Origin of the sequence: Streptomyces doebereineriae (genome assembly GCF_031845645.1) — a bacterium.
Taxonomy (GTDB): Bacteria; Actinomycetota; Actinomycetes; order Streptomycetales; family Streptomycetaceae; genus Streptomyces; species Streptomyces canus.
Genome location: NZ_JAVREZ010000013.1, coordinates 218,481 through 239,283, shown reverse-complemented (window position 1 = coordinate 239,283; position 20,803 = coordinate 218,481). Strand labels below are relative to the sequence as shown.

General features: G+C 71.0%; 16 protein-coding genes and 1 other RNA gene. 11 read left to right on the top strand and 6 right to left on the bottom strand.

All coding sequences use genetic code 11. From position 1 onward, the window contains the following. Both RNB18_RS32940 and RNB18_RS32935 read right to left on the bottom strand, forming a co-directional pair. Complete coding sequence (locus RNB18_RS32940) at positions 1 to 1,395, bottom strand: ABC transporter substrate-binding protein (protein ID WP_311717756.1); 1,395 nt, start codon at positions 1,393 to 1,395, stop codon at positions 1 to 3. 188 nt (positions 1,396 to 1,583) lie between these two features. Next, the gene (locus tag RNB18_RS32935; RefSeq protein ID WP_311717788.1) at positions 1,584 to 5,417 is read right to left on the bottom strand and encodes an FHA domain-containing protein; all 3,834 of its coding nucleotides are present in this window, start codon (positions 5,415 to 5,417) and stop codon (positions 1,584 to 1,586) included. Between the two features lie 331 nt (positions 5,418 to 5,748). On the opposite strand from RNB18_RS32935, the gene RNB18_RS32930 reads away from it, so the two are divergent. The 4 genes from RNB18_RS32930 to RNB18_RS32915 all read left to right on the top strand — a co-directional run bounded on the left by RNB18_RS32930 (position 5,749) and on the right by RNB18_RS32915 (position 11,014). Further along, a complete protein-coding gene (locus RNB18_RS32930) occupies positions 5,749 to 7,470 on the top strand; it encodes a serine/threonine-protein kinase (protein ID WP_311717755.1) in 1,722 nt (573 codons plus the stop codon). 141 nt (positions 7,471 to 7,611) lie between these two features. Next, positions 7,612 to 8,868, top strand: a complete 1,257-nt coding sequence (locus tag RNB18_RS32925; protein WP_311717754.1) for a serine/threonine-protein kinase — start codon at positions 7,612 to 7,614, stop codon at positions 8,866 to 8,868. Positions 8,869 to 8,944: 76 nt separating this feature from the next. Then, positions 8,945 to 10,051, top strand: a complete 1,107-nt coding sequence (gene prfB / locus RNB18_RS32920; RefSeq protein WP_266528543.1) for a peptide chain release factor 2 — start codon at positions 8,945 to 8,947, stop codon at positions 10,049 to 10,051. A gap of 291 nt (positions 10,052 to 10,342) precedes the next feature. Next, a complete protein-coding gene (locus tag RNB18_RS32915; RefSeq protein ID WP_311717753.1) occupies positions 10,343 to 11,014 on the top strand; it encodes a hypothetical protein in 672 nt (223 codons plus the stop codon). 131 nt (positions 11,015 to 11,145) lie between these two features. Here the strand turns inward: RNB18_RS32915 and RNB18_RS32910 are convergent, their stop codons facing one another. After that, entirely contained in the window at positions 11,146 to 11,337 is a 192-nt protein-coding gene (locus tag RNB18_RS32910; RefSeq protein ID WP_057610797.1) for a hypothetical protein, read from the bottom strand. 236 nt (positions 11,338 to 11,573) lie between these two features. Between RNB18_RS32910 and ftsE the strand changes: the two genes are divergently transcribed. The 6 genes from ftsE to RNB18_RS32880 all read left to right on the top strand — a co-directional run bounded on the left by ftsE (position 11,574) and on the right by RNB18_RS32880 (position 16,305). Beyond that, complete coding sequence (gene ftsE, locus RNB18_RS32905; RefSeq protein ID WP_057610798.1) at positions 11,574 to 12,263, top strand: cell division ATP-binding protein FtsE; 690 nt, start codon at positions 11,574 to 11,576, stop codon at positions 12,261 to 12,263. A gap of 42 nt (positions 12,264 to 12,305) precedes the next feature. Then, positions 12,306 to 13,223, top strand: a complete 918-nt coding sequence (gene ftsX / locus RNB18_RS32900; RefSeq protein WP_057610799.1) for a permease-like cell division protein FtsX — start codon at positions 12,306 to 12,308, stop codon at positions 13,221 to 13,223. Between the two features lie 68 nt (positions 13,224 to 13,291). Further along, positions 13,292 to 14,464 carry a S41 family peptidase gene (locus RNB18_RS32895; RefSeq protein WP_311717752.1) on the top strand — a complete coding sequence of 391 codons (1,173 nt, stop codon included), beginning with the start codon at positions 13,292 to 13,294 and terminating at the stop codon, positions 14,462 to 14,464. A 78-nt stretch (positions 14,465 to 14,542) separates the two neighbouring features. Further along, the gene (smpB, locus tag RNB18_RS32890; protein WP_311717787.1) at positions 14,543 to 15,091 is read left to right on the top strand and encodes an SsrA-binding protein SmpB; all 549 of its coding nucleotides are present in this window, start codon (positions 14,543 to 14,545) and stop codon (positions 15,089 to 15,091) included. A 96-nt stretch (positions 15,092 to 15,187) separates the two neighbouring features. Next, positions 15,188 to 15,574: a transfer-messenger RNA gene (gene ssrA / locus RNB18_RS32885) on the top strand. A 101-nt stretch (positions 15,575 to 15,675) separates the two neighbouring features. Then, positions 15,676 to 16,305: a hypothetical protein gene (locus RNB18_RS32880; RefSeq protein WP_311717751.1), complete on the top strand. Its 630-nt coding sequence runs from the start codon at positions 15,676 to 15,678 to the stop codon at positions 16,303 to 16,305. A 49-nt stretch (positions 16,306 to 16,354) separates the two neighbouring features. Here the strand turns inward: RNB18_RS32880 and RNB18_RS32875 are convergent, their stop codons facing one another. Continuing rightward, complete coding sequence (locus RNB18_RS32875; protein WP_311717750.1) at positions 16,355 to 16,762, bottom strand: nitroreductase family deazaflavin-dependent oxidoreductase; 408 nt, start codon at positions 16,760 to 16,762, stop codon at positions 16,355 to 16,357. 58 nt (positions 16,763 to 16,820) lie between these two features. Here RNB18_RS32875 and RNB18_RS32870 point away from each other — a divergent pair, with 58 nt between their 5' ends. Then, on the top strand, positions 16,821 to 17,510 hold the full coding sequence (locus RNB18_RS32870) for a hypothetical protein (protein ID WP_311717749.1): 690 nt from the start codon (positions 16,821 to 16,823) through the stop codon (positions 17,508 to 17,510). Positions 17,511 to 17,543: 33 nt separating this feature from the next. Here the strand turns inward: RNB18_RS32870 and RNB18_RS32865 are convergent, their stop codons facing one another. Together RNB18_RS32865 and yicI are read right to left on the bottom strand one after the other, a co-directional pair. Then, entirely contained in the window at positions 17,544 to 18,548 is a 1,005-nt protein-coding gene (locus RNB18_RS32865; protein ID WP_311717748.1) for a LacI family DNA-binding transcriptional regulator, read from the bottom strand. Then, positions 18,548 to 20,797 carry an alpha-xylosidase gene (gene yicI, locus RNB18_RS32860; RefSeq protein WP_311717747.1) on the bottom strand — a complete coding sequence of 750 codons (2,250 nt, stop codon included), beginning with the start codon at positions 20,795 to 20,797 and terminating at the stop codon, positions 18,548 to 18,550. Before yicI ends, RNB18_RS32865 begins: the two co-directional genes overlap by 1 nt. Between the last annotated feature and the right edge of the window lie 6 nt (positions 20,798 to 20,803).

The following is a 20,803-nucleotide window of genomic DNA, read 5'->3' as shown; positions in this document are numbered from 1 at the left end:
TCAGTTCCCGTAGGCGGCCGCCGCGTCGGCCTCCAGCTTGGCCTGCGTGCCCGCGATGTCCTTCGGATTCGTCAGGAAGTCCTGGAGCGCCTTCCACTCACCCTTGCCGGGGGTGCCGCCGAAGGCCTGCGGGGCCTGGTCGGACATGTCGAAGCGGAAGTCGTCGCCGGAGTCGATCAGCGCCTTGGCGATCTTCTGCTGCACCGGGTTCGGATACGAGGAGATGTCCACGCTCTTGTTCGGCGAGAGATAGCCGCCCAGCTTGGCCTGGATCGTCGCCGCGTCGGGCGAGGCCAGGAAGGTCGCCAGCGCCTGCGACGCCTTGGAGTCCTTCAGGATCACGGCCGCGTCGCCGCCGGAGACCACGGGGGCGGTGTCACCGACCTTCGGGAACGGGAACACCTTCGCGTCCGTGCCGACCTTCGCCTTGGCCGTCTGGATGTTGACCTGCGCGAAGTCGCCCTCGTAGACCATCGCCGCCTTGGGCTGGTCGCCGCCGGTGAAGGTCTGGGTCACCGAGGCCGGGAAGTCCGTCTGCAGCGCGCCCTTGGCGCCGCCCGCGACATAGTCCTTCTTGCCCCACACCTGGGCCAGCGTGGTCAGCGCGTCCTTCACGGACGGGTCCGTCCACTTGATCTCGTGCTTGGCCAGCTGGTCGTACTTCTCCGGGCCCGACTGGGAGAGATAGATGTTCTCGAACCAGTCCGTCAGGGTCCAGCCCTCGGCGCCGCCGACGGAGAACGGGGTCACACCCGAGTCGTAGACCGTCTGGGCGGTGGTGAGCAGTTCGTCCCAGGTCTTCGGCTCGGTGGCGCCAGCGTTCTCGAAGACCTTGGCGTTGTACCAGATCAGGGACTTGTTGGCGGCCTTGTAGTAGACGCCGTACTGGGTGCCGCCGATCTTGCCGATGTCCTGCCAGCCCTGCGAGTAGTTCTTGGCGAGCTCGGCCTTGGCCTCGGTGCCGAGGGGCTTGGCCCACTTCTTGTCCACGGCCTGCTTGATGGCACCCGGCTGCGGAAGCATCGCGATGTCCGGCGGCTGGCCGCCCGCGACCTTCGAACCCAGGAAGTTGACGATCGGGTCCTGGGCGGGCACGAAGGTCACCTTTGCGCCGGTGCGCTTCTCGAACTCCGCGAGGACCTTCTTGAAGTTGGCCTGCTCCTCGCCGCTCCAGACGGCGGCGACCTGGAGGCTCTGACCGTTCAGCTTGGGCAGGGTGAGGCTGGTACCCGTCTCCTTGCCACCTGTCGCGCCCGTGTCGCTGCTCTTGTCGTCGTCTCCGCCGCATGCGGTGAGCGACAGGGCGAGGGCTGCCGCGAGGGCGGCGGCCGCCGTTTTCGCGGAAGCCCTGTTCGCTGACCTGGGCTTCCGGTAGGTGCTGCTCGTGCTGCGCATCACGACCCCGTTCTTCGTTCCTCGTCGAACGTTCGAGGGCTGTCCCGTGCGAACTGGTCTACGCCGGGGGAACGAGGTCGGCAAGTGGGCGTCCGCTGTCAACCGGAAGATCGTGATGCCGTCGTGACCAGTGCCGGTGCGTCGGGGCACGCGTCGCCCGGGGCGGTGCCCCCGGATCCCTTCACGTCTTAGAGCAGCGACGGGACCTCTGCTGCTGCGACTTCCCTCGCTGCCCGTTCCAATGCACTCGCCAGCAGGGCAAGATCCGTCGGGCCGTTGCCCAGTTCCCGGACCGGGCGGCGGGCCGGGGGGTCGCCCATGCGTTCCCATTCCAGGGGGACGACCGTGGGGCGGAGGGTGGCCGTGCGGGGGATGCGGCCGGTGACCCGGCCGGCCTGGAAGGCCGTGACCCGGCCGTCGGACCAGGTCAGCCGGCCGCGGCCGGGAGCCGGTTCGTCCGGCCCGGTGACCGGGGTGTCCAGGGTGACGCGGAGGGTGGCCCGGCGGGCCGCTTCCGACTCCGCCGTACGGCCGCCCGGGCCGGTCGAGGCCACCAGGTGAACGCCCAGGCGCTCGCCCTCGCGGGACACCGCCTCCAGCGCGCGTATGACGGAGCCGGCGGCCGGCCTGCCGGGGGAGCCCAGGGGCGGCGAGACCAGGGCGTCCAGGTCGTCCACGATCACGACGAGACGGGGGAGCGGGGGTGCCGTCTCCGTCCGACGGCGGGCCGCCGCCGGGCGCAGCCGGATGGTGGAGCTGGGCGGGGAGTCCAGGTCACCGGCGGCCGAGTCGCCGGGGGTGCCTGTCGCGCCCCGCGTGGATGCCGTGCGCTGGGCGACCATACGGCCCGACAGCTCCCGGCCGGTGTGCCACTCCGCGAAGTCGGAGCGGCCGAGCAGCTCCGCGCGCCGCTTCAGCTCGGCGCTCAGGGACTGGGCGAACTCCCGCATGCGGACCGGGTCGTTGGCGGTGAGGTGGGTGGTCACATGCGGCACGTCCGTGCACACACGCAGGCCTTCGCCGTGTCCGCCTCCCCCGGAGGAGGTACCCCCGGCGCTCACGCTGTCCCGGCCATCCATAAGGACGATGCTCAGGCGGTCGGGGCGCTCGGCCGCGGCGAGCGAGGCGACGACCGCCCGCAGCAGTTCCGTACGGCCGCTGCCCGCGGCGCCCTCTATCAGCAGGTGCGGGCCCTCGGCCACGAGGTCGGCGCAGACCGGGCCGCGCGGTCCGGCCCCCAGCACCGCCCACGCCCGGCCGCCGAGCGACTCCGGGTCGTCGGCCGCGTCCGCCCAGCGCGTCATCAGCGACGGCGGGGTGGCCCGGGCCAGCCCCAACTCGTCCAGCAGCCGCGCCGCCTGGGGCAACGGCGAGGACACACGCGCGTGCCCCCCACCGGCGGTGCCGTCCGTACGCAACGGCGCCAGCGCGCGTGCGAACCGCTCGGCCCAGGCCGCGGATACGGCGTCCACGACGGCGACCGTGCCGTGGCCGACGGGGGCGGGGGTCGGGTCGGCGGTGAGGTGGATGGTGTCGGCGTCGGCGCCCGTGCGAGTGCCCGTGCCGGACGCGTCCGCCCGGCGGGCGTCGGCCGGGGACGCGGTGGTTGCGGGGTGGGGCGTGCCGGTGGCCGGGCGTCCGGACTCGGGGCGGTTGCGGGAAGCGGCCGCACCGGTGCCGTCGGGCCCGGTGCCCGCCTGCGCCGGAACCCCCGCCCGCGCCACCCGCACCAGCCGCAGTGCCGTCGCCACGTCCCCGCTGAGCAGGCCGACCGCGCCGCACTCGCGGAACGTCGGGGCCACCGCGCACGCCGCCTCGTACGTGTCCGTCACCGGGGACGCCGGGGAGGCCGGGGCCGTCTCGGCCAGGCACACGACGTGGATGCCGGCCCGGGGGCCCTCCGCCGCCAGCCGCGCCACCGCCTTGCGCAGGTCAGCGCCGCCGGGGTCGCCGTCCACCACGACCACGGTGTACGGCCCCGGGAAACCGCCGCTCGTCTCGTCCTCCGCGTCGTCCCGGGCCCAGGAGGGCCTGTGGGCGGTGTTGCGGAGGCGGTCCTGCGGGGCGGCGGAGCGGGCGGCCGGGACCGTCCTGCGGGCCGGTGCGGCCTCCGCGTCGGACAGGTGGTCGTCCAGGCGCCGCAGAAGTTCGTCGGTGCGGGCCGCTGCCTGCTCGCGGTCATGGGCGAGCAGGAGGCGGCAGTCCTGGCCGTGCCCCGGGCGGACATGGGGGAGCCAGCCGAGCCAGGACCACTCGGCGGTGCGCTCCCGCGCGGGCCGGGAGCGGTCCGCGCTGATCAGGACGATCTCCAGGGTCTCGGGCGCGTGCAGGGTGGCGAGCTGGGCCACCACCGCGCGGGCCAGCCCGGCGAGCCGCGCGCGCGGACCGGCGAGGCCCAGCGCACCGGCCTCGCGCAGATCCGCGGTGACCGGAACGGCCGGCAGCAGCCCCGAGCCGTCGGGCGCCGCACGGTCGGCGGTGCCGAGCCGCACGGTGAGGGCCTCCGGATGCCCGGGCCCGCGCTCCCACAGACGCGCGCCGGGACCCAGCGCCGTCAGCAGCAGGGCCGCCGGGTCGGGCCAGGCCTCGGGCGCCTGGGTCGCGGCGGGCGACGGAACCGCGGTGACGGGCGCGGTCTCCTCGTCGTACGCCTCGTCCCGCCCGGGCGTCTCCTGCTCGCTCCGCCCCCCGGCCAGCCGCCGGGCCCACGCGGACAGCCCACCACGGCGCCGCACGCCTTGCGGTACGTCGGTTCCGCGCAGGGGGGTTCCCTTGCGGCGGCCGGTCGCGGGGGCGTCGGGTGCCGAGGGCAGGTCCTGGTCGGTTGCGGGAGCCGGGGGGACGGCGGTGGTGCGGGTCACTTCGAAGGAGCCCATTCCGGACCGGCCGCCGTGGGTGTCCCTGGCGGGGTCCCTGCCCCGGAGGTCGTCGTCGATGTCAGGACGTCCGACGTCGGTTCCGTCCCGGCGCTCGATCCGAGGCGCACCGCCCTGCTCCGGCACGACGACCGGCGGCTCTGCGGGGCCGTGGCCCTGCGCTCCGGTGCCCTCGGGGCCTCCGCCCGAGGCGCCCCAGCCCGCGGAGCCGTAGGTGTGGTGGGTCCGGTCGGTGGGCGACCGGGGTGAGGTGTCGCTACTGCCACGGCCTTCACGCGTGCGTGCCGAGCCCTCGGCCGGCCCCGCGTCCGAGGACGGCACGGACCTGCCGGACCCGGCCCCTGCGGCGCGCGCCGACACCCTGCCACGCGCGCGTGGCGAGCGCTCGGCCTGTCCGGGGGCCGAGCCGGACTCCGCAGTGGTCTCCGAGCCCCGGCCCGCGCCCGCCACGAGCCCGGCCTCGCCGGAAGGCACCCGCACGTGGCCCTCGCCGTCAGGTTCCGTCCCGAGCCGTCGCCCCGCGCTCGGTGACAGCCGGAGCACCGACTCGCCGATCCTCAGCAGTGCCCCCGGAGGGAACCGGACCGGGCGGGTGCCCACGCGGGTGCCGTCCAGGGTCGTGCCGTTCGTGGAGTCGAGGTCGGCCACCGAGACGCGGCCGTCGGCGGCGACCGTGATCGCGCAGTGCAGCCGGGAGACGTCGGGGTCGTCCAGAGGGACGTCGGCGTCGGCGGAGCGGCCGATGTGGATCTGGCCGCCGTGCAGCAGATGGACGCCGCCGGCGTCGGGGCCGGCGACCACGTGGAGCTGGGTGGGGGCGTCGTCGAGCTCGGGGTGGGGCTCGGGAGCCGCAGGGGCGCCCAGGGACAGCACGGCGCCGTCGATCAGCGGTGGCTCGCCCAGGGTGGCTCGCTGGGTGTCCAGCCGCTCCCCGTCCGCGTACAGCACGACCGGGCCGCCCCCACGCTCGGCTTCGCCCGCGCGGGAGGTGCCCCCGTCCGCCGGGACCGCCGAGGCGAGCGCCGTCGCCACCGCGGCCAGCGCTGTGCCGACGGGAGCCGTGACCAGCACGTCGCAGCTCGCGGCGCGGCCCCGGGCGCGGTCGGGCGGGCCCAGCGGGTCTACGACGGTCAGCCGGATCTGCATCGCCGTCAGCGGTCCCTTCTGCGCGGACGAGTTCGCGGACAAGCACGCGCCCAAGTTCGTCGGCCTTGACGATAGGCATCCTCGCACCTGCCACTGACAACACGCCCGCCGCCCGAGGGCAAGTGATCTTGATTGGTCAGCTCTGCCCCCAAAAGTGCCTGACCAGTGCAGCGCCGACGATCACTTGAGATCGGTCACGTCCATGTCCCGCAACCAGCGGACCCGGCCGGAGCGTCTTTCCTTCGAACGCGCTCGGGAACGCTTACGTAGTGCCTTGGGGAGCGGCACTACAGTGGGTCGGAACGACAGCAAGCAGCAGGGAGTGCATGACGTGCGGCCGGTAGGCAGCAAGTACTTCCTCGAGGAGCCGCTCGGACGCGGTGCCACGGGGACCGTGTGGCGAGCCCGCCAGCGGGAGACCGCGGGCGCCGAGGCCGCCGTACCGGGACAGCCCGGCGAGACCGTCGCGATCAAGGTCCTCAAGGAGGAGCTCGCGAGCGATCCGGACATCGTGATGCGGTTTCTGCGCGAGCGCTCCGTCCTGCTGCGGCTGACCCACCCGAACATCGTGCGGGTGCGTGACCTGGTCGTCGAAGGCGATCTGCTCGCCCTGGTCATGGACCTCGTCGAGGGCCCCGACCTGCACCGCTATCTGCGCGAGAACGGCCCCTTCAGCCCCGTCGGCGCCGCCCTGATCACCGCCCAGATCGCCGACGCCCTCGCCGCCAGCCACGCCGACGGGGTGGTCCACCGCGACCTCAAGCCCGCCAACGTGCTGCTGCGGCAGTACGGCGGCCAGATGCACCCTCTCCTGACCGACTTCGGCATCGCGCGTCTCGCGGACTCCCCGGGCCTGACCCGGACGCAGGAATTCGTCGGCACGCCCGCGTACGTCGCTCCCGAGTCCGCCGAGGGCCGCCCGCAGACCTCCGCGGTCGACATCTACGGCGCCGGCATCCTGCTGTACGAGCTGGTCACCGGCCGTCCGCCGTTTTCCGGCGGCTCCGCCCTGGAAGTCCTGCACCAGCACCTGAGCGCCGAACCGCGCCGCCCCTCCACGGTCCCCGACCCGTTGTGGACGGTCATAGAGCGCTGCCTGAGCAAGAACCCCGACCGGCGTCCCAGTGCCGAGAACCTCGCGCGCGGGCTGCGGGTCGTCGCCGAGGGCATCGGTGTGCACGCGACCTCCGCGCAGATCGCCGCCGCGGACAACGTCGGCGCACTGTTGCTGCCCGACCCGGCGCCGGCGGCTGTCCCGGACGCGCCCGGCGCCGCCGACCCGACGCAGGTGCTGCCGCACGGCGCGGGCGCCCAGGGCGCCTTCGACCCGAACGCCGCGACCAGCTTCCTGCCGCACACCGGCCCCGGGAACTCCGTCGGCGCCGCCGACCCCACCGCCGTACTCCCCAGCCGTGGCGCGCCCGATCCGACCGCCGTCATGCCGCCGGTACCGCCCGGCCGGCCGGGACAGGGGCAGTACGGGCAGCAAGGACAGCAGGGGCAGCAAGGGCAGCAGCCCGGAGGCCCCGAGGAGCCGCACCCCTGGCAGAACCAGCTGCGCGCGGCCCGGGACCGCAACGAACAGACACAGGTCCAGTACCTCGATCCCAACGAGGATCCGCTGCGCCGCCGTCCGCAGCGGCAGGTCGCCAGGCCGGAGCAACAGCCGCCGCAGCGACAGCAGCGGCCTCCGCAGCGGCCGCCGCAGGACGGCGGTTACGGCCGTCGGCAGCAGCCCCAGCCCCAGCAGCACGCCCCGCAGCAGCAGCCGCAGCGGTACGCGCCCCCGCCGCAGCCCGAGCGCCCCGCGCGCGAACCCCGGCAGCCGCGGCAGCGCAGCGCCAACCCGATGAAGATCCCAGGTCTGGGCTGCCTCAAGGGCTGTCTGTTCACGATCGTCATCCTGTTCGTCGCGAGCTGGCTGATCTGGGAGCTGAGCCCGCTCCAGGACTGGATCGGCACCGGCAAGAGCTACTGGCAGCAGCTCGGCGACATGATCGACACGGTGAGCGGGTGGATCAGCGATCTGGGCGGTAACTCCTCAGGTCAGTAGCGACTCAGGAGATTTGTCGACACCCGGCGGGTGATTTCCGTCTCCGCGGTGAGCATGACCTCTCCGGGCGCGTAGTTTTGTCGGCTGGGGGTCGTCCCCCAGATGGCGCAGCAGCGACAACACGCGTCTGTAGGAGCAGTCTTGGCACGGAAGATCGGCAGCCGGTACACCGCCAACCAGATCCTGGGGCGGGGCAGCGCCGGCACGGTGTGGCTGGGCGAGGGACCCGAGGGGCCCGTCGCCGTCAAGCTGCTGCGCGAGGATCTCGCGTCCGACCAGGAGCTCGTGGGCCGCTTCGTCCAGGAGCGCACGGCGCTGCTCGGCCTGGAGCACCCCCACGTGGTCTCCGTACGCGACCTCGTGGTCGACGGCAACGACCTCGCGCTCGTCATGGACCTGGTCCGGGGGACGGATCTGCGCACCCGGCTCGACCGGGAGAAGCGGCTCGCGCCCGAGGCGGCGGTGGCGATCGTGGCCGATGTCGCGGACGGGCTGGCCGCGGCGCACGCCAAGGGGGTCGTGCACCGGGACGTGAAGCCGGAGAACATCCTGCTGGACATGCAGGGACCGCTGGGCCCCGGGGGCTCGCACCCCGCTCTCCTGACCGATTTCGGTGTGGCGAAGCTGATCGACTCGCCGCGGCGGACCCGCGCCACGAAGATCATCGGGACGCCGGACTATCTGGCGCCGGAGATTGTCGAGGGGCTGCCGCCGCGGGCGTCCGTGGACATCTACGCGCTCGCTACCGTCCTGTACGAGCTGCTGGCCGGGTTCACGCCGTTCGGCGGCGGGCATCCGGGGGCGGTGCTGCGGCGGCATGTCACGGAGACGGTGGTTCCGCTTCCGGGTATCCCCGACGAGCTGTGGCAGCTGATCGTGCAGTGCCTGGCGAAGGCACCGGCCTCTCGGTTGCGGGCGTCCGAGCTGGGGGTGCGACTGCGGGAGCTGTTGCCGTTGCTGGCCGGGATGCCACCGCTGGACGTGGACGAGCCGGACGCGGAGGAAGAGGAGGAGCCGGACGGGGAGGCGCCGACGGCGGCTTCCGACGGGGACGCGGCGTCCTCCGGCCGGCCGGTGCGGCGCGGAGCCGTGCCGTTGGTACCGGGCGCGAAGCCCGCCGACTCCAACCGGGACACGCACACGTCGATGAGGGTGCCGGCGCCCGATGAGCTGGCCGGGGGCGCGCGGGGGACCGCCCGGGTGCCTCGGGCCGCTGGTGCGCCCCGTCCGGGTTCGGCCCGGCATCGGGCGACCACGCGGCGGCGTCGGCTGGCCGTGGGGGCCGCCGCCGTGGTGCTGGTGGCCGCGGCGGGGGTCGGGGTGTGGGCGGCCACGTCGGGGGACGACGCGGGGGCGTCACCGCAGGACACGAAGAACTCGGCGCCCGCCTCGCCATGACGGAGCCGGGGCGGCGGCCCCCGGTGACGGTGGTGGTCGGGCGAGGTCGGTTGCCACAGCCGTTAGGCTGGAGGGCGTGGCAGTCGTCGATGTATCCGAAGAGCTCAAGTCCCTCTCCTCGACCATGGAGTCGATCGAGGCCGTTCTGGACCTCGACAAGCTGAGGGCAGACATCGCCGTGCTCGAGGAGCAGGCGGCCGCGCCGTCCCTGTGGGACAACCCGGACGAGGCGCAGAAGATCACCAGCAAGCTGTCCCACCTCCAGGCCGAGGTCAGGAAGGCCGACGCGCTGCGCAGCCGGATCGACGATCTCTCCGTGCTGTTCGAGATGGCCGAGGAGGAGGACGACCCCGACACCCTCGCCGAGGCCGAGGCGGAGCTCACCTCCGTCAAGAAGGCGCTCGACGAGATGGAGGTCCGTACGCTGCTCAGCGGTGAGTACGACTCCCGCGAGGCGCTCGTCAACATCCGCGCCGAGGCCGGTGGCGTCGACGCGGCAGACTTCGCCGAGAAGCTCCAGCGGATGTACCTGCGCTGGGCGGAGCAGCACGGCTACAAGACCGAGATCTACGAGACGTCGTACGCCGAAGAGGCCGGCATCAAGTCGACCACCTTCGCCGTGCAGATCCCCTACGCCTACGGCACCCTCTCCGTCGAGCAGGGCACCCACCGCCTCGTGCGCATCTCGCCCTTCGACAACCAGGGGCGCCGCCAGACCTCCTTCGCGGGCGTCGAGATCCTCCCCGTGGTCGAGCAGACCGACCACATCGAGATCGACGAGTCCGAACTGCGGGTGGACGTCTACCGCTCCTCCGGGCCCGGCGGCCAGGGCGTGAACACCACCGACTCCGCGGTGCGCCTCACCCACCTCCCCACCGGCATCGTCGTCTCCTGCCAGAACGAACGCTCGCAGATCCAGAACAAGGCGAGCGCGATGAACGTCCTCCAGGCCAAGCTGCTCGAGCGGCGCCGCCAGGAGGAGCAGGCCGCGATGGACGCCCTCAAGGGCGACGGCGGCAACTCCTGGGGCAACCAGATGCGTTCATACGTCCTGCACCCGTACCAGATGGTCAAGGACCTGCGCACCGAGTTCGAAGTCGGCAACCCCGAGGCTGTGTTCAACGGCGAGATCGACGGCTTCCTGGAGGCCGGGATTCGCTGGCGCAAGCAGCAGGAGAAGTAACTTTGTCGACTTGGTAATCCTTCCGCAACTGCCGCCCCCGGGCGGCAGTTTGCTTTATGTCTGGGTTTTACATCACACTCACAGACCGCTTTCCCCGGCATAGGGCGCTTACCAGGACATCGCACACTCAACGGCCTTGACGTTGCTTTGAAAAATGGGAAGGGTAAAGCGTGGCATGCGTATCTCTGGGGCGCATGTGAACCGGGGGACTCAAGTACAGCTACCTTCTCCCGTCGATCACGGCCCCGAGCGCCGCCTCATTGACGATGAGCTACTGGGGGTAGCAACCACATGACGAAGAAGACGCGCATCCGGATCGCGCGCATAGCAGCCGGTGCCGTGATCGCGGCCGGTGCCTCGCTGACTGCTGCCGGCGCTGCTTCCGCGCTGGAGATCGGTGTGAGCGTGGACGAGAGCGGGGTCGGCGTGAACGTCGACACCGGCCTCGGCGACGACGGCCCGGGCGACGGCACTCCGACCCCTCCGGACGGAGGCATCCCGACCGCGCCCAACTCGCCGCCGGTCACCGAGGAGCCGCCGGTCACCCAGGACCCGACGATCCCGGAGGAGCCGCCGGTCACCGAGGACCCGACCGACGAGCCGACCGAGCCCACCGAGGACCCGACCGACCCGGGTAACGGGAACGGCAATGGCAACGGGAACGGCAACGGAAACGGCAACGGCAACGGGAACGGCAACGCCGGGGGCGGCAACAGCAACACCGACCCCGACGGCGGCTCCAACGCCTCCACCCAGGAGGAGGGCTCCTCGGCCCTCACCGAGACCGGCACGGACACCACGTCCGACACCGCGGCCCAGGGCACGGGCGGTGCGCAGCTCGCCGAGACCGGTGCCGGGCAGACCGCCTTCCTGGTCATCGGTGCCGCCACGATGATCGCCGGCGGTGTCGGCTTCCGCCTGCTGCCGCGCCTGGCGGGCGGTCGCGGTGGCGCTGCCGCCTGAAGGTGACTCTCGATAGTCACGCGTTCGCTTGATGTGTGCGTGTGCTACGACGAAGGGCCCGGAGCGGGTGTCGCTCCGGGCCCTTCGTATGTCTGCGTATGTCTTCGAGGTTATGTCTTCGGGGTGCCCGCCTACGCGGTCTGATGTGCCAGCAGAGCCACCGCCGCGATCAGCACAGCGAGCAGGGCGATCAGGGCCATCGGGTTCATGCCCGCGAAGAGGTTGTCCTGCTGCAGCCGCTCGCGGTTGGCGCGGCACACGGGGCACCGGCCCTCGTTCACGGGCGCCGCGCAGTTTGCGCACACCAGGCGGTCGTACGTCATGCGCGTCACCCTTCTTGCTGTCGGTTCCATACAGGACAACGCTCGCGGGTAGCAGAACGTTCCCTTCCCTACTGTGCCAGGTTCCACCGAGGGTCGCCTGGGCGCTGCCGAAGCGAGGGTTTCCAGGTCGGCACAAAACCACCCATCCCATACCCGACCCGAACCGGCGCCTGCGCTCCCGCACCCGGTTCGCGTATGGTCACGCTCATCTACCCCCGGCCTACCGTGGTGCATCCGTGATCCGATTCGACAACGTATCCAAGGTCTACCCCAAGCAGACCCGCCCCGCACTCAGGGATGTCTCCCTGGAAGTGGAGAAGGGCGAGTTCGTGTTCCTCGTCGGGTCCTCCGGCTCCGGAAAGTCCACCTTCCTGCGGCTGGTGCTCCGCGAGGAGCGGACCAGCCAGGGCCAGGTGCACGTCCTGGGCAAGGACCTCGCGCGCCTCTCCAACTGGAAGGTGCCGCAGATGCGCCGCCAGCTGGGGACGGTCTTCCAGGACTTCCGGCTGCTGCCGAACAAGACGGTGGCGGAGAACGTCGCCTTCGCGCAGGAGGTCATCGGCAAGTCGAAGGGCGAGATCCGCAAGTCCGTGCCCCAGGTGCTCGACCTCGTCGGCCTGGGCGGCAAGGAGGACCGGATGCCCGGCGAGCTCTCCGGTGGTGAGCAGCAGCGCGTGGCCATCGCGCGGGCCTTCGTCAACCGGCCCAAGCTGCTGATCGCCGACGAGCCCACCGGCAACCTCGACCCGCAGACCTCCGTCGGCATCATGAAGCTGCTCGACCGCATCAACCGGACGGGCACGACGGTGCTGATGGCGACCCACGACCAGAACATCGTGGACCAGATGCGCAAGCGCGTCATCGAGCTGGAGAAGGGCCGTCTCGTCCGCGACCAGGCACGCGGCGTCTACGGCTACCAGCACTGACCGCCGTTCGAAGAGTCCCCGGAAAGGCCTGAAGAAGACGCCATGCGCGCCCAGTTCGTACTCTCCGAGATCGGTGTCGGTCTCCGTCGCAACCTCACGATGACGTTCGCCGTCATCGTCTCCGTCGCCCTGTCGCTCGCCCTGTTCGGCGGTTCGCTCCTGATGAGCGATCAGGTCGGCGCCATGAAGGGCTACTGGTACGACAAGGTCAACGTCTCGATCTTCCTCTGCAACAAGAGCGACGCCGAGTCGGACCCCAACTGCGCCAAGGGCGCGGTGACCGACGACCAGAAGAAGGACATCCTCTCCGACCTGAAGAAGATGTCGGTCGTCGAGACGGTCGCCCACGAGTCCCAGGACGAGGCGTACAAGCACTACAAGGAGCAGTTCGGCGACTCCCCGCTGGCCGCCTCCCTCACGCCGGACCAGATGCAGGAGTCGTACCGGATCAAGCTGAAGGACCCGGAGAAGTACCAGGTCATCGCGACCGCGTTCAACGGGCGCGACGGTGTGCAGTCCGTGCAGGACCAGAAGGGCATCCTGGACAACCTCTTCACGATGCTGAACCTGATGAACCGGGCCGCGCTGGGCGTCATGGCGCTCATGCTGATCGTCGCCCTGCTGCTGATCGTCAACACGGTGCGGGTCTCGGCGTTCAGCCGTCGGCGGGAGACCGGGATCATGCGGCTCGTGGGCGCCTCGGGCTTCTACATCCAGGCGCCGTTCATCATGGAGGCCGCCGTCGCCGGCGCGATCGGCGGTGGGCTCGCCTGTGTCTTCCTGGTCGTCGGCCGGTACTTCACCATCGATCACGGCATGGCCCTGTCCTCGAAGCTCAACCTGATCAACTTCGTGGGCTGGGACGCCGTACTGACGAAGCTGCCGCTGATCCTCGCGGCGAGTGTGCTGATGCCCGCGTTGGCCGCGTTCTTCGCGCTGCGCAAGTACCTGAAGGTGTGACGCATGCCAAGAGGGCCGTACGGTCAACCGGCCGTGCGGCCCTCTTGCGTTGTCCTAGACTCACCGGCATGTCAGGTCGAAACCTGTTCTGTCAGCCCCGCCGCATCCGCCGCGGGGCGGCCCTGACATTGGTGTTCGCGAGCGTGCTGGTGGCCGGTGCGGCGACCGGTTCCTTTCCCGAGGCCGACCGCGGCGACCGGAAGTCCTCGTCGGACTCGGCCCGTTCAGCCGCCCCCGCGAGTCATCATGAGGACGTGGCCGAGGCGGCCGAGGAGGCCAAGGCGGACGGCGCGTCCCCCATGGAGGCCGCCGAGCGTGCCGTCAGCCGCAGCGGGGACCGCTGGGGGGCCGTCTACTCCCGGGGCGAGTACGAGGAGTTCGAGGAAGCCCTCGACGGCCAGTACACCGGCGTCGGGCTGTGGGCGCGGCGCGAGCGGGACGGCCGGATCGAAGTGACCAAGGTGAGCTCGGACTCGCCCGCGGCGTCCGCCGGGATCCGCAAGGGCGACCGGCTGCGCAGCGTCGACGGGGAGAAGGTCGACGGGCATCCGGTCACCGAGGTGGTCTCCCTGCTGCGCGGTGACGCCACGGACGCGGCCGCCGGTACGACGGTCCGGCTGGGCCTCGAGCGCGGCACGCGCGCGTGGACGAAGACCGTACGGCGTGCCCGTCTGTCCACGGACTCGGTCACCGTTCGAGAGCTCGCCGGCGGGATCACCGTCATCAAGATCGACTCGTTCACGAAGGGTGTCGGGGACCAGGTCCGGGACGCCGTGCGGGAGGCCCCGGCCGACGGGGGGATCGTTCTCGACCTGCGGGGGAACTCCGGTGGGCTGGTCACCGAGGCCGTGACCACGGCGTCCGTCTTTCTCGACGGGGGGCTGGTCGCGACGTACGACGTCGACGGGTCGCAGCAGGCGCTGCACGCGGAGCCCGGAGGGGATACGACCCGGGCGCTCGTCGCTCTTGTCGACGGCGGGACGATGAGTGCGGCGGAGCTCCTGACCGGGGCGCTGCAGGACCGGGGGCGGGCGGTGGTCGTGGGGTCCCGCACCTTCGGCAAGGGTTCGGTGCAGATGCCCAGCCGGCTGCCGGACGGGGCGGTGGCCGAACTGACCGTGGGGCACTATCGGACTCCGTCGGGGCGGGGGGTCGACGGGCGGGGGATCACGCCTGACCTCGAGGCCGATGAGGGGGCTCTTCGGCAGGCGGAGACGGTGCTGGGAGGGCTGGGCGACTAGAGATTGCCCGCCCGCCGATAAGCACTGGTCTCCATGCCCCCTACTAGTGCGAAAATGGGCAGCACTATGAGCAAGGGAATGTACGTACCGAAGGAGTCCCAGCCGAAGCAGGGTGGCGGGGGCGGCAAGGCCCAGGACGGCGAGAAGGGCGGCAAGCGCAAGATCGTCGCCCAGAACAAGAAGGCCCGGCACGACTACGCGATCATCGACACCTTCGAGGCCGGTCTTGTCCTCATGGGCACCGAGGTCAAGTCGTTGCGCGAGGGCCGCACCTCGCTGACCGACGGCTTCGTCCAGATCGACGGGGGCGAGGCGTGGCTGCACAACGCCCACATCCCGGAGTATCACCAGGGCAGCTGGACCAACCACTCCGCGCGCCGCAAGCGCAAGCTGCTGCTGCACCGCGAGGAGATCGACAAGCTGGAGTCGAAGGCCCAGGAGACGGGTCACACGATCGTGCCCCTCGCCCTGTACTTCATCAACGGCCGGGCCAAGGCCGAGATCGCGCTCGCGCGAGGCAAGAAGGAGTACGACAAGCGGCAGACCCTGCGCGAGAAGCAGGACCGGCGGGAGTCGGACCGGGCGATCGCGGCGGCGAAGCGGAAGCAGCGGGCCCAGGCCCAGTAGGAATAGGCTGGCACCGTCGTGCGTTGGTCACGTACGATGGGTCCTGCACCTCACCGAGGGTGCGCGCTCCTCTTCGGAGCATTGAAAAAACAACATGGGGATGATCGGTTTCGACAGCGGCTGTTGAAGCAGGGGAAGCGTGTCGAGGAAGCGGCAATGATCTCGTTAACCATATGTCGCAACCAATAATCGCCAATTCCAAGAGCGATTCCCGCGCCTTCGCCCTCGCTGCCTAATAAGCAGTGAGTGAAGGCCCTAACGGGTGTCAGCCCGGGGGTGTTCCCGACCCGGACCCTGGCATAATCTAGGGGACTAAACCATCGAGCCCGGTCACGGGGTTCGATGGGAAATCAAACAGTGACTGGGCCCGTCGGCGACTTGTTCGCGTGATCGCCGGGGCCGAGAAAATCGCAGCGAACTGCACACGGAGAAGCCCTGATTCTGCACCGTTGGACGCGGGTTCGATTCCCGCCATCTCCACTCGCCTCTTCCGAGAGGCAACCCCATGTTTCTAATTAAACACAGTGTCGAAGGCCCCGCTGCTTCACGGCAGCGGGGCCTTCGCCATGTCCTGGAGGTGACGGATGGTGCGAAGCACCGATGAGTCCGACGTCGGTGTGACCTGGCTGATGAGCATGTTCCACGCGGACTGGACCCATCACGGGCCCACGGCCGCCGAGGCGGTCGGCTACCACCTCTGGGACGAGTTGGACCCGGAGAGCGTCGTCGCGGTCCGGCGGGACGCGGCGCTGCTGCTGCGCCTGCCCGCGGCGACGATCGAGGTGCTGTGGCGGGCCGGTACAGAGACTGGGCCGTCCTTCTTCTCCGGAGGGCGCACCGGTGTCACCTCGGGAACGCGGTGGATGGAGACGCTCACCGGCCTGTGCGACACCTGGCTGTCCGGGCACGCCGGGGTCGATGCGGCCGCCGCCGCCCCCGCCGAGTGGGACGGCGTGGAACTGGCCGACCCGGTCCTTGCCGAGATCGAAGCGGCGGACTTCCTGCCGGACGAGGTCGGGCGGGCGCTGACCGAGTGCGTCCGCCGCTGCACACCGGACCTCGCGTTCCGCCTGCTGCTGCGTGCGATGCAGCAGATCGGCACCGCGTCCGGCGCGGCGCTCTCGCCGGAGCACTACGCCCGGCTCGCGGCACTGGGCTCGGCGCTGCGGTACGGCGAGTTCGTGGTGTCGGAGGTGCGGCACCTGGTGGTGTGACGGACGGTGTCCCGGGCGCCCGGCCGGTGCCGCCAGGGGCACCGTCTTCTCATGCGCGGATGCGGAAGACGGGATGGTCCGCGGGCGCCGGCAGGGCGTCGAGGACGCCGGAGACCGTGGGCATGCCGCCGTAGCGTTCGCGGTAGGCGGCGAGCAGCGGTGGGCGGTCGGGTTCCGGGACCTCCTCCACGGTGATCGTCTCGGTGCGGCCGCCGGTGGTGAGGCGGGCCTCGGGGGTGGCACGCAGATTGAGGGCCCAGTCGCTGAGGCCACGGTAGGAGACGAGGTAGCGCTCGCCCTCGTGGTCCAGGACGGCGACCGGGACCGTGCGCTCGCGACCGGAGCGGCGGCCTTTGACGGTGAGGCGGGAGATCATCGACCGCTGGAACAACGGGACCAGCCGGTTGGCTATGTGGCGCTGCATCCAGGGCGGCTTCAGATAGACGCGGGCGGTCATAATTCCCACGATAGGGTGCCCCCGAGATTCTGGTAACCGTCGTGGAAGCGAACCCCGCATGACCTCGATGCGAGCATCACGCCATCTGCTCGTCCGTGCGCAGGGTGACGACTCACCGCTGTATCTCGCGGACGAGGAGGGCGCCGAGGACCTCTCCCGGTTCACCCGCTCCGCGCCGCTCGACGACCCCGGGCTCGGGCTGACCGAGTCCCTGGCCGAGCAGCTGACGTCCTGGTCGCGGACTCGTCCCGTGGGAGGGCCCGCGTCCCGCCAGACCTTGCGCAGGTACGCGAAGCACGGTCTGGAGGTCGCCCAGACACTGGCCCGGTACCTCGGGCCGCAGTGGGTGGTGCGGTACTGGGACGACGCGTACGCCACCGACAAGTTCGTCTGCTGGGGGTGTCGGCGACTCCACTGGTCCCTCGACGAGCACGACGCGTCTCCGTATCCGCTCCGCATCACCGTCGAGGGCGAGTACAAGTGGCACCCGCTCCGCGCGGAGGGGTTCGGGGACTTCGCTCCCGACGACCCCGCCGCCGGACTGGACCTGTCAGACGAACTGGTCGCGGACCTGTACAGGTGGGCGGCCGACTTCGACGCCGGCATGGAGCAGTACCTGAACGACCGGGACGACGCCAAGGACGACGCGAGGCGCGGGGAACTGGACCTGCGGGGCCGTGACCTGGCCGAGCGCCTGGCCCGTGAAGCGGGCCCGGCCAGGACCGTCACCTATGGCGGACTCGCCTAGGGGCCCATGGGAAGCCCGTCCTCTGCCGACGCGTCAGGAAACCGTCCGCCGCCCCGTACTGGCCCGTTCCGTCATCCGCGGCGGCAGCAGGGTCGACTCCGGTACGGCCGTCCCGTCCAGCTTCTTCATCAGGAGCTCGACCGCTCGCGCGCCCACCTCCGCCGACGGCAGCGCCACCGAGGTGACCGGGACGCGGACCGACTCGGCCAGTTCGTCGGGGCAGATCGCGGTGACCGACAGGTCGGCCGGGACGCGTAGGCCCAGTTGCTCGAAGGCGTCGACCAAGGGTTGCAGCAGGGGTTCGTTGTGGACGACCACTCCCGTCAACGCGGGTTGCTCGCGCAGGAGTTGTTCGGCGACCGCGCGGGCGGCATCCGGCTCGCAGGGGTGGACCGTCGACGACATCCCGCAGCGGTCGGCCGCGGCGGTGAAGCCCTGGACCACGCTCTGGGCGAAGGCGGTCTGCCGGACGTAGACCTCCGGAGGGGAGCCGACGAGGGCCACCACCCGGTGGCCCAGCCGCGCCAGATGCTCCACGCACGCCTCGCCCGCCGCCCTGAAGTCGAGGTCGACGCAGGTCAAACCCTCCGAGGAGGCGGGGAAGCCGATCAGCACCGACGGCAGGTGCAGTGCGCGCAGCAACGGCAGTCGGGGATCGTCCAGTTGGACGTCCATCACGATCAGCGCGTCCACCAGTGCCGTGTCCGCGACCCGCGTCAGTCCGTCCTCGCCCTCCTCCTGGGTCAGCAGCAGCACATCGTGGTCGTACCGCCGGGCCGTCGTCACCACCGACACCGCGAACTGCATCACGGTCGGGACGTGGATCCCGGATCTCAGGGGCACGACCAGCGCCAGCACGTTCGACCGTCGCCCGGCCAGCGCGCGGGCGCCCGCGTGCGGGCGGTAGCCCAGCTCGCGGATGGCGTCCTCGACCCGCTGCCGGGTCTCCTCGGAGATCGGGCGCTTGCCGCTGAGGGCGTAGGAGACCGTGCTGGGGGAGACCCCGGCCCGCCGCGCCACATCGGTGATCTTCGCCATCAGCCCAGCTCCAGGGAGAGAAAGCCGGTCCCGGCCCGCGCCCGCGCCTCGCGTCCGCCCGCGGCCAGCCCCCAGGGCGCCGACGGGTCACCGCAGGACGCCCGCAGCGTGTCCCCTTCGCGTACGACGGTGAAGGCCACCTCGCCGACCCGCACCGTGACCTGCTCGCCCCGCCCGAGGCCGTACGCCCGCAGGGTCACCCCGTCGGCGTGGTCGTAGTCGGGACGGTTGTCCACCGCTCCCACCGGGAGCACCGCGCCCGGCCTGACCAGCAGCGGCACGCTCAGGAAGTCGTGCTTCTCGCGTATCCAGCGCGGCCCGGTCACCGTCTCGCCGGTCACGAAGTGGGTCCACGTGCCCTCGGGGACGTAGTAGGAGACCTCGCCCTCGTCGTTGAACACCGGCGCCACCATCAGGTCGGGGCCGAGCATGTACTGCCGCTCCAGATGGGCGCACCCGGGATCGTCCGGGAACTCCAGGACCATCGCCCGCATCACCGGCACGCCCTCGGCGTGGGCGGTGCGCGCGGCCTCGTAGAGATACGGCATGAGCCGCAGCTTGAGGCGGGTGAAGTGCCGTAGGACGTCCACGGATTCCTCGTCGAACAGCCACGGCACCCGGTAGGAGGAGCTGCCGTGCAGACGGCTGTGGGAGGAGAGAAGTCCGAAGGCCAGCCAGCGCTTGAACAGCGCCGGTGTCGGGGTGCCCTCGAAGCCGCCGATGTCGTGGCTCCAGAAGCCGAAGCCGGACAGGCCCAACGACAGCCCTCCGCGCAGCGACTCGGCCATCGACTCGTAGGTCGCCTCGCAGTCGCCGCCCCAGTGCACCGGGAACTGCTGGCTGCCCGCGGTCGCCGAGCGGGCGAAGACCACCGCGTCCTCCTCGCCGCGGTGCTTGCGCAGCACGTCGAAGACGGTCCGGTTGTACAGGTAGGTGTAGTAGTTGTGCATCCGCTCCGGGTCGGAGCCGTCGGACCACTCCACGTCCAGCGGCACCCGCTCGCCGAAGTCGGTCTTGAAGCAGTCGACGCCCTGCGCGAGGAGCGCCTCGAGCTTGCCGGCGTACCAGTCGCGGGCGGCCGGGCTCGTGAAGTCGACCAGGGCCATGCCGGGCTGCCACAGATCCCACTGCCACACGCTGCCGTCGGGGCGCTTCAGGAGATGACCGAGCGCCTTGCCCTCCGCGAACAGGGGCGATCGCTGGGCGATGTACGGATTGATCCATGCGGAGACCCTGAGGCCCCGGGCGTGCAGTCGCGCGAGCATGCCCTCCGGGTCGGGGAAGACCCGCGGGTCCCACTGGAAGTCGCACCAGTTGAACTCGCGCATCCAGAAGCAGTCGAAGTGGAAGACGGACAGGGGGAGTTCGCGCTCCCGCATGCCCTCGATGAAGGACGTCACGGTCTCCTCGTCGTACGACGTCGTGAACGACGTCGACAGCCACAGACCGAAGGACCAGGCGGGCGGGAGGGCCGGGCGGCCGGTGAGGGCCGTGTACTTGCGGATGATCTCCTTCGGACTCGGGCCGTAGATGACGTAGTACGTCAACTCCTGGGTCTCGGCGCTGAACTGCACCCGCGAGACCGCTTCCGAGCCCACCTCGAAGGAGACCTTGCCCGGGTGGTCGACGAAGACGCCGTAGCCCGCGTCCGTCAGGTAGAACGGGACGTTCTTGTAGGCCTGTTCGGTGGCCGTGCCGCCGTCGGCGTTCCAGATGTCGACGACCTGGCCGTTCTTCACCAGCGGCCCGAAGCGTTCGCCGAGGCCGTACACCGAGGTGCCCACGCCGAGACCCAGCTGCTCACGCAGGTAGTGGGCGCCCGACGCGTCCCGCATGATGCCCATGCCCTTGGGGCCGCTGCCGGTCAGCAGCCGGCCGCCCGCGAGGAAATCGACCTGCCAGGTGCCCGTGCGGGCCACCCGGACCGACAGCGCACCGGAGGTGAGGGTGGCGTGTTCCTCGTCGTACTCCGTGTGAGCCGTGAAGTCCTCCGTGCGGACCTCGAACTGGGGGCCCTGCGGTTGCTCGCCCTCGAAGTGGGTGAAGGTGACGCCGATGACGTCGGGCAGCGGGGCGTGGGCGCTGATCGTCACGACCGGTCCCTTCAACAGGTCGCCGCGGCGGCGGATGGGCTGGGTCGGCGCGAGGATGTCCAGCCGGCCGTCCGATGCGGCGACCTCGTGGACCTGGGCCGGATGCGCCGCGGTGACGCCCTCGCGCAGCAGCCAGTAGCCGTCGGTGAACTTCACGTGGGG

Excerpts from the sequence above, each read along its gene's own strand:
- RNB18_RS32870 (WP_311717749.1), top strand. The coding sequence starts at position 16,821 with ATGACCTCGATGCGAGCATCACGCCATCTGCTCGTCCGTGCGCAGGGT.
- RNB18_RS32875 (WP_311717750.1), bottom strand. The coding sequence starts at position 16,762 with ATGACCGCCCGCGTCTATCTGAAGCCGCCCTGGATGCAGCGCCACATA.
- smpB (WP_311717787.1), top strand. The coding sequence starts at position 14,543 with ATGTACGTACCGAAGGAGTCCCAGCCGAAGCAGGGTGGCGGGGGCGGC.
- ftsX (WP_057610799.1), top strand. The coding sequence starts at position 12,306 with ATGCGCGCCCAGTTCGTACTCTCCGAGATCGGTGTCGGTCTCCGTCGC.
- RNB18_RS32865 (WP_311717748.1), bottom strand. The coding sequence starts at position 18,548 with ATGGCGAAGATCACCGATGTGGCGCGGCGGGCCGGGGTCTCCCCCAGC.
- RNB18_RS32935 (WP_311717788.1), bottom strand. The coding sequence starts at position 5,417 with ATGCAGATCCGGCTGACCGTCGTAGACCCGCTGGGCCCGCCCGACCGC.
- RNB18_RS32895 (WP_311717752.1), top strand. The coding sequence starts at position 13,292 with ATGTCAGGTCGAAACCTGTTCTGTCAGCCCCGCCGCATCCGCCGCGGG.
- RNB18_RS32915 (WP_311717753.1), top strand. The coding sequence starts at position 10,343 with ATGACGAAGAAGACGCGCATCCGGATCGCGCGCATAGCAGCCGGTGCC.
- RNB18_RS32910 (WP_057610797.1), bottom strand. The coding sequence starts at position 11,337 with ATGACGTACGACCGCCTGGTGTGCGCAAACTGCGCGGCGCCCGTGAAC.
- RNB18_RS32880 (WP_311717751.1), top strand. The coding sequence starts at position 15,676 with ATGGTGCGAAGCACCGATGAGTCCGACGTCGGTGTGACCTGGCTGATG.
- RNB18_RS32940 (WP_311717756.1), bottom strand. The coding sequence starts at position 1,395 with ATGCGCAGCACGAGCAGCACCTACCGGAAGCCCAGGTCAGCGAACAGG.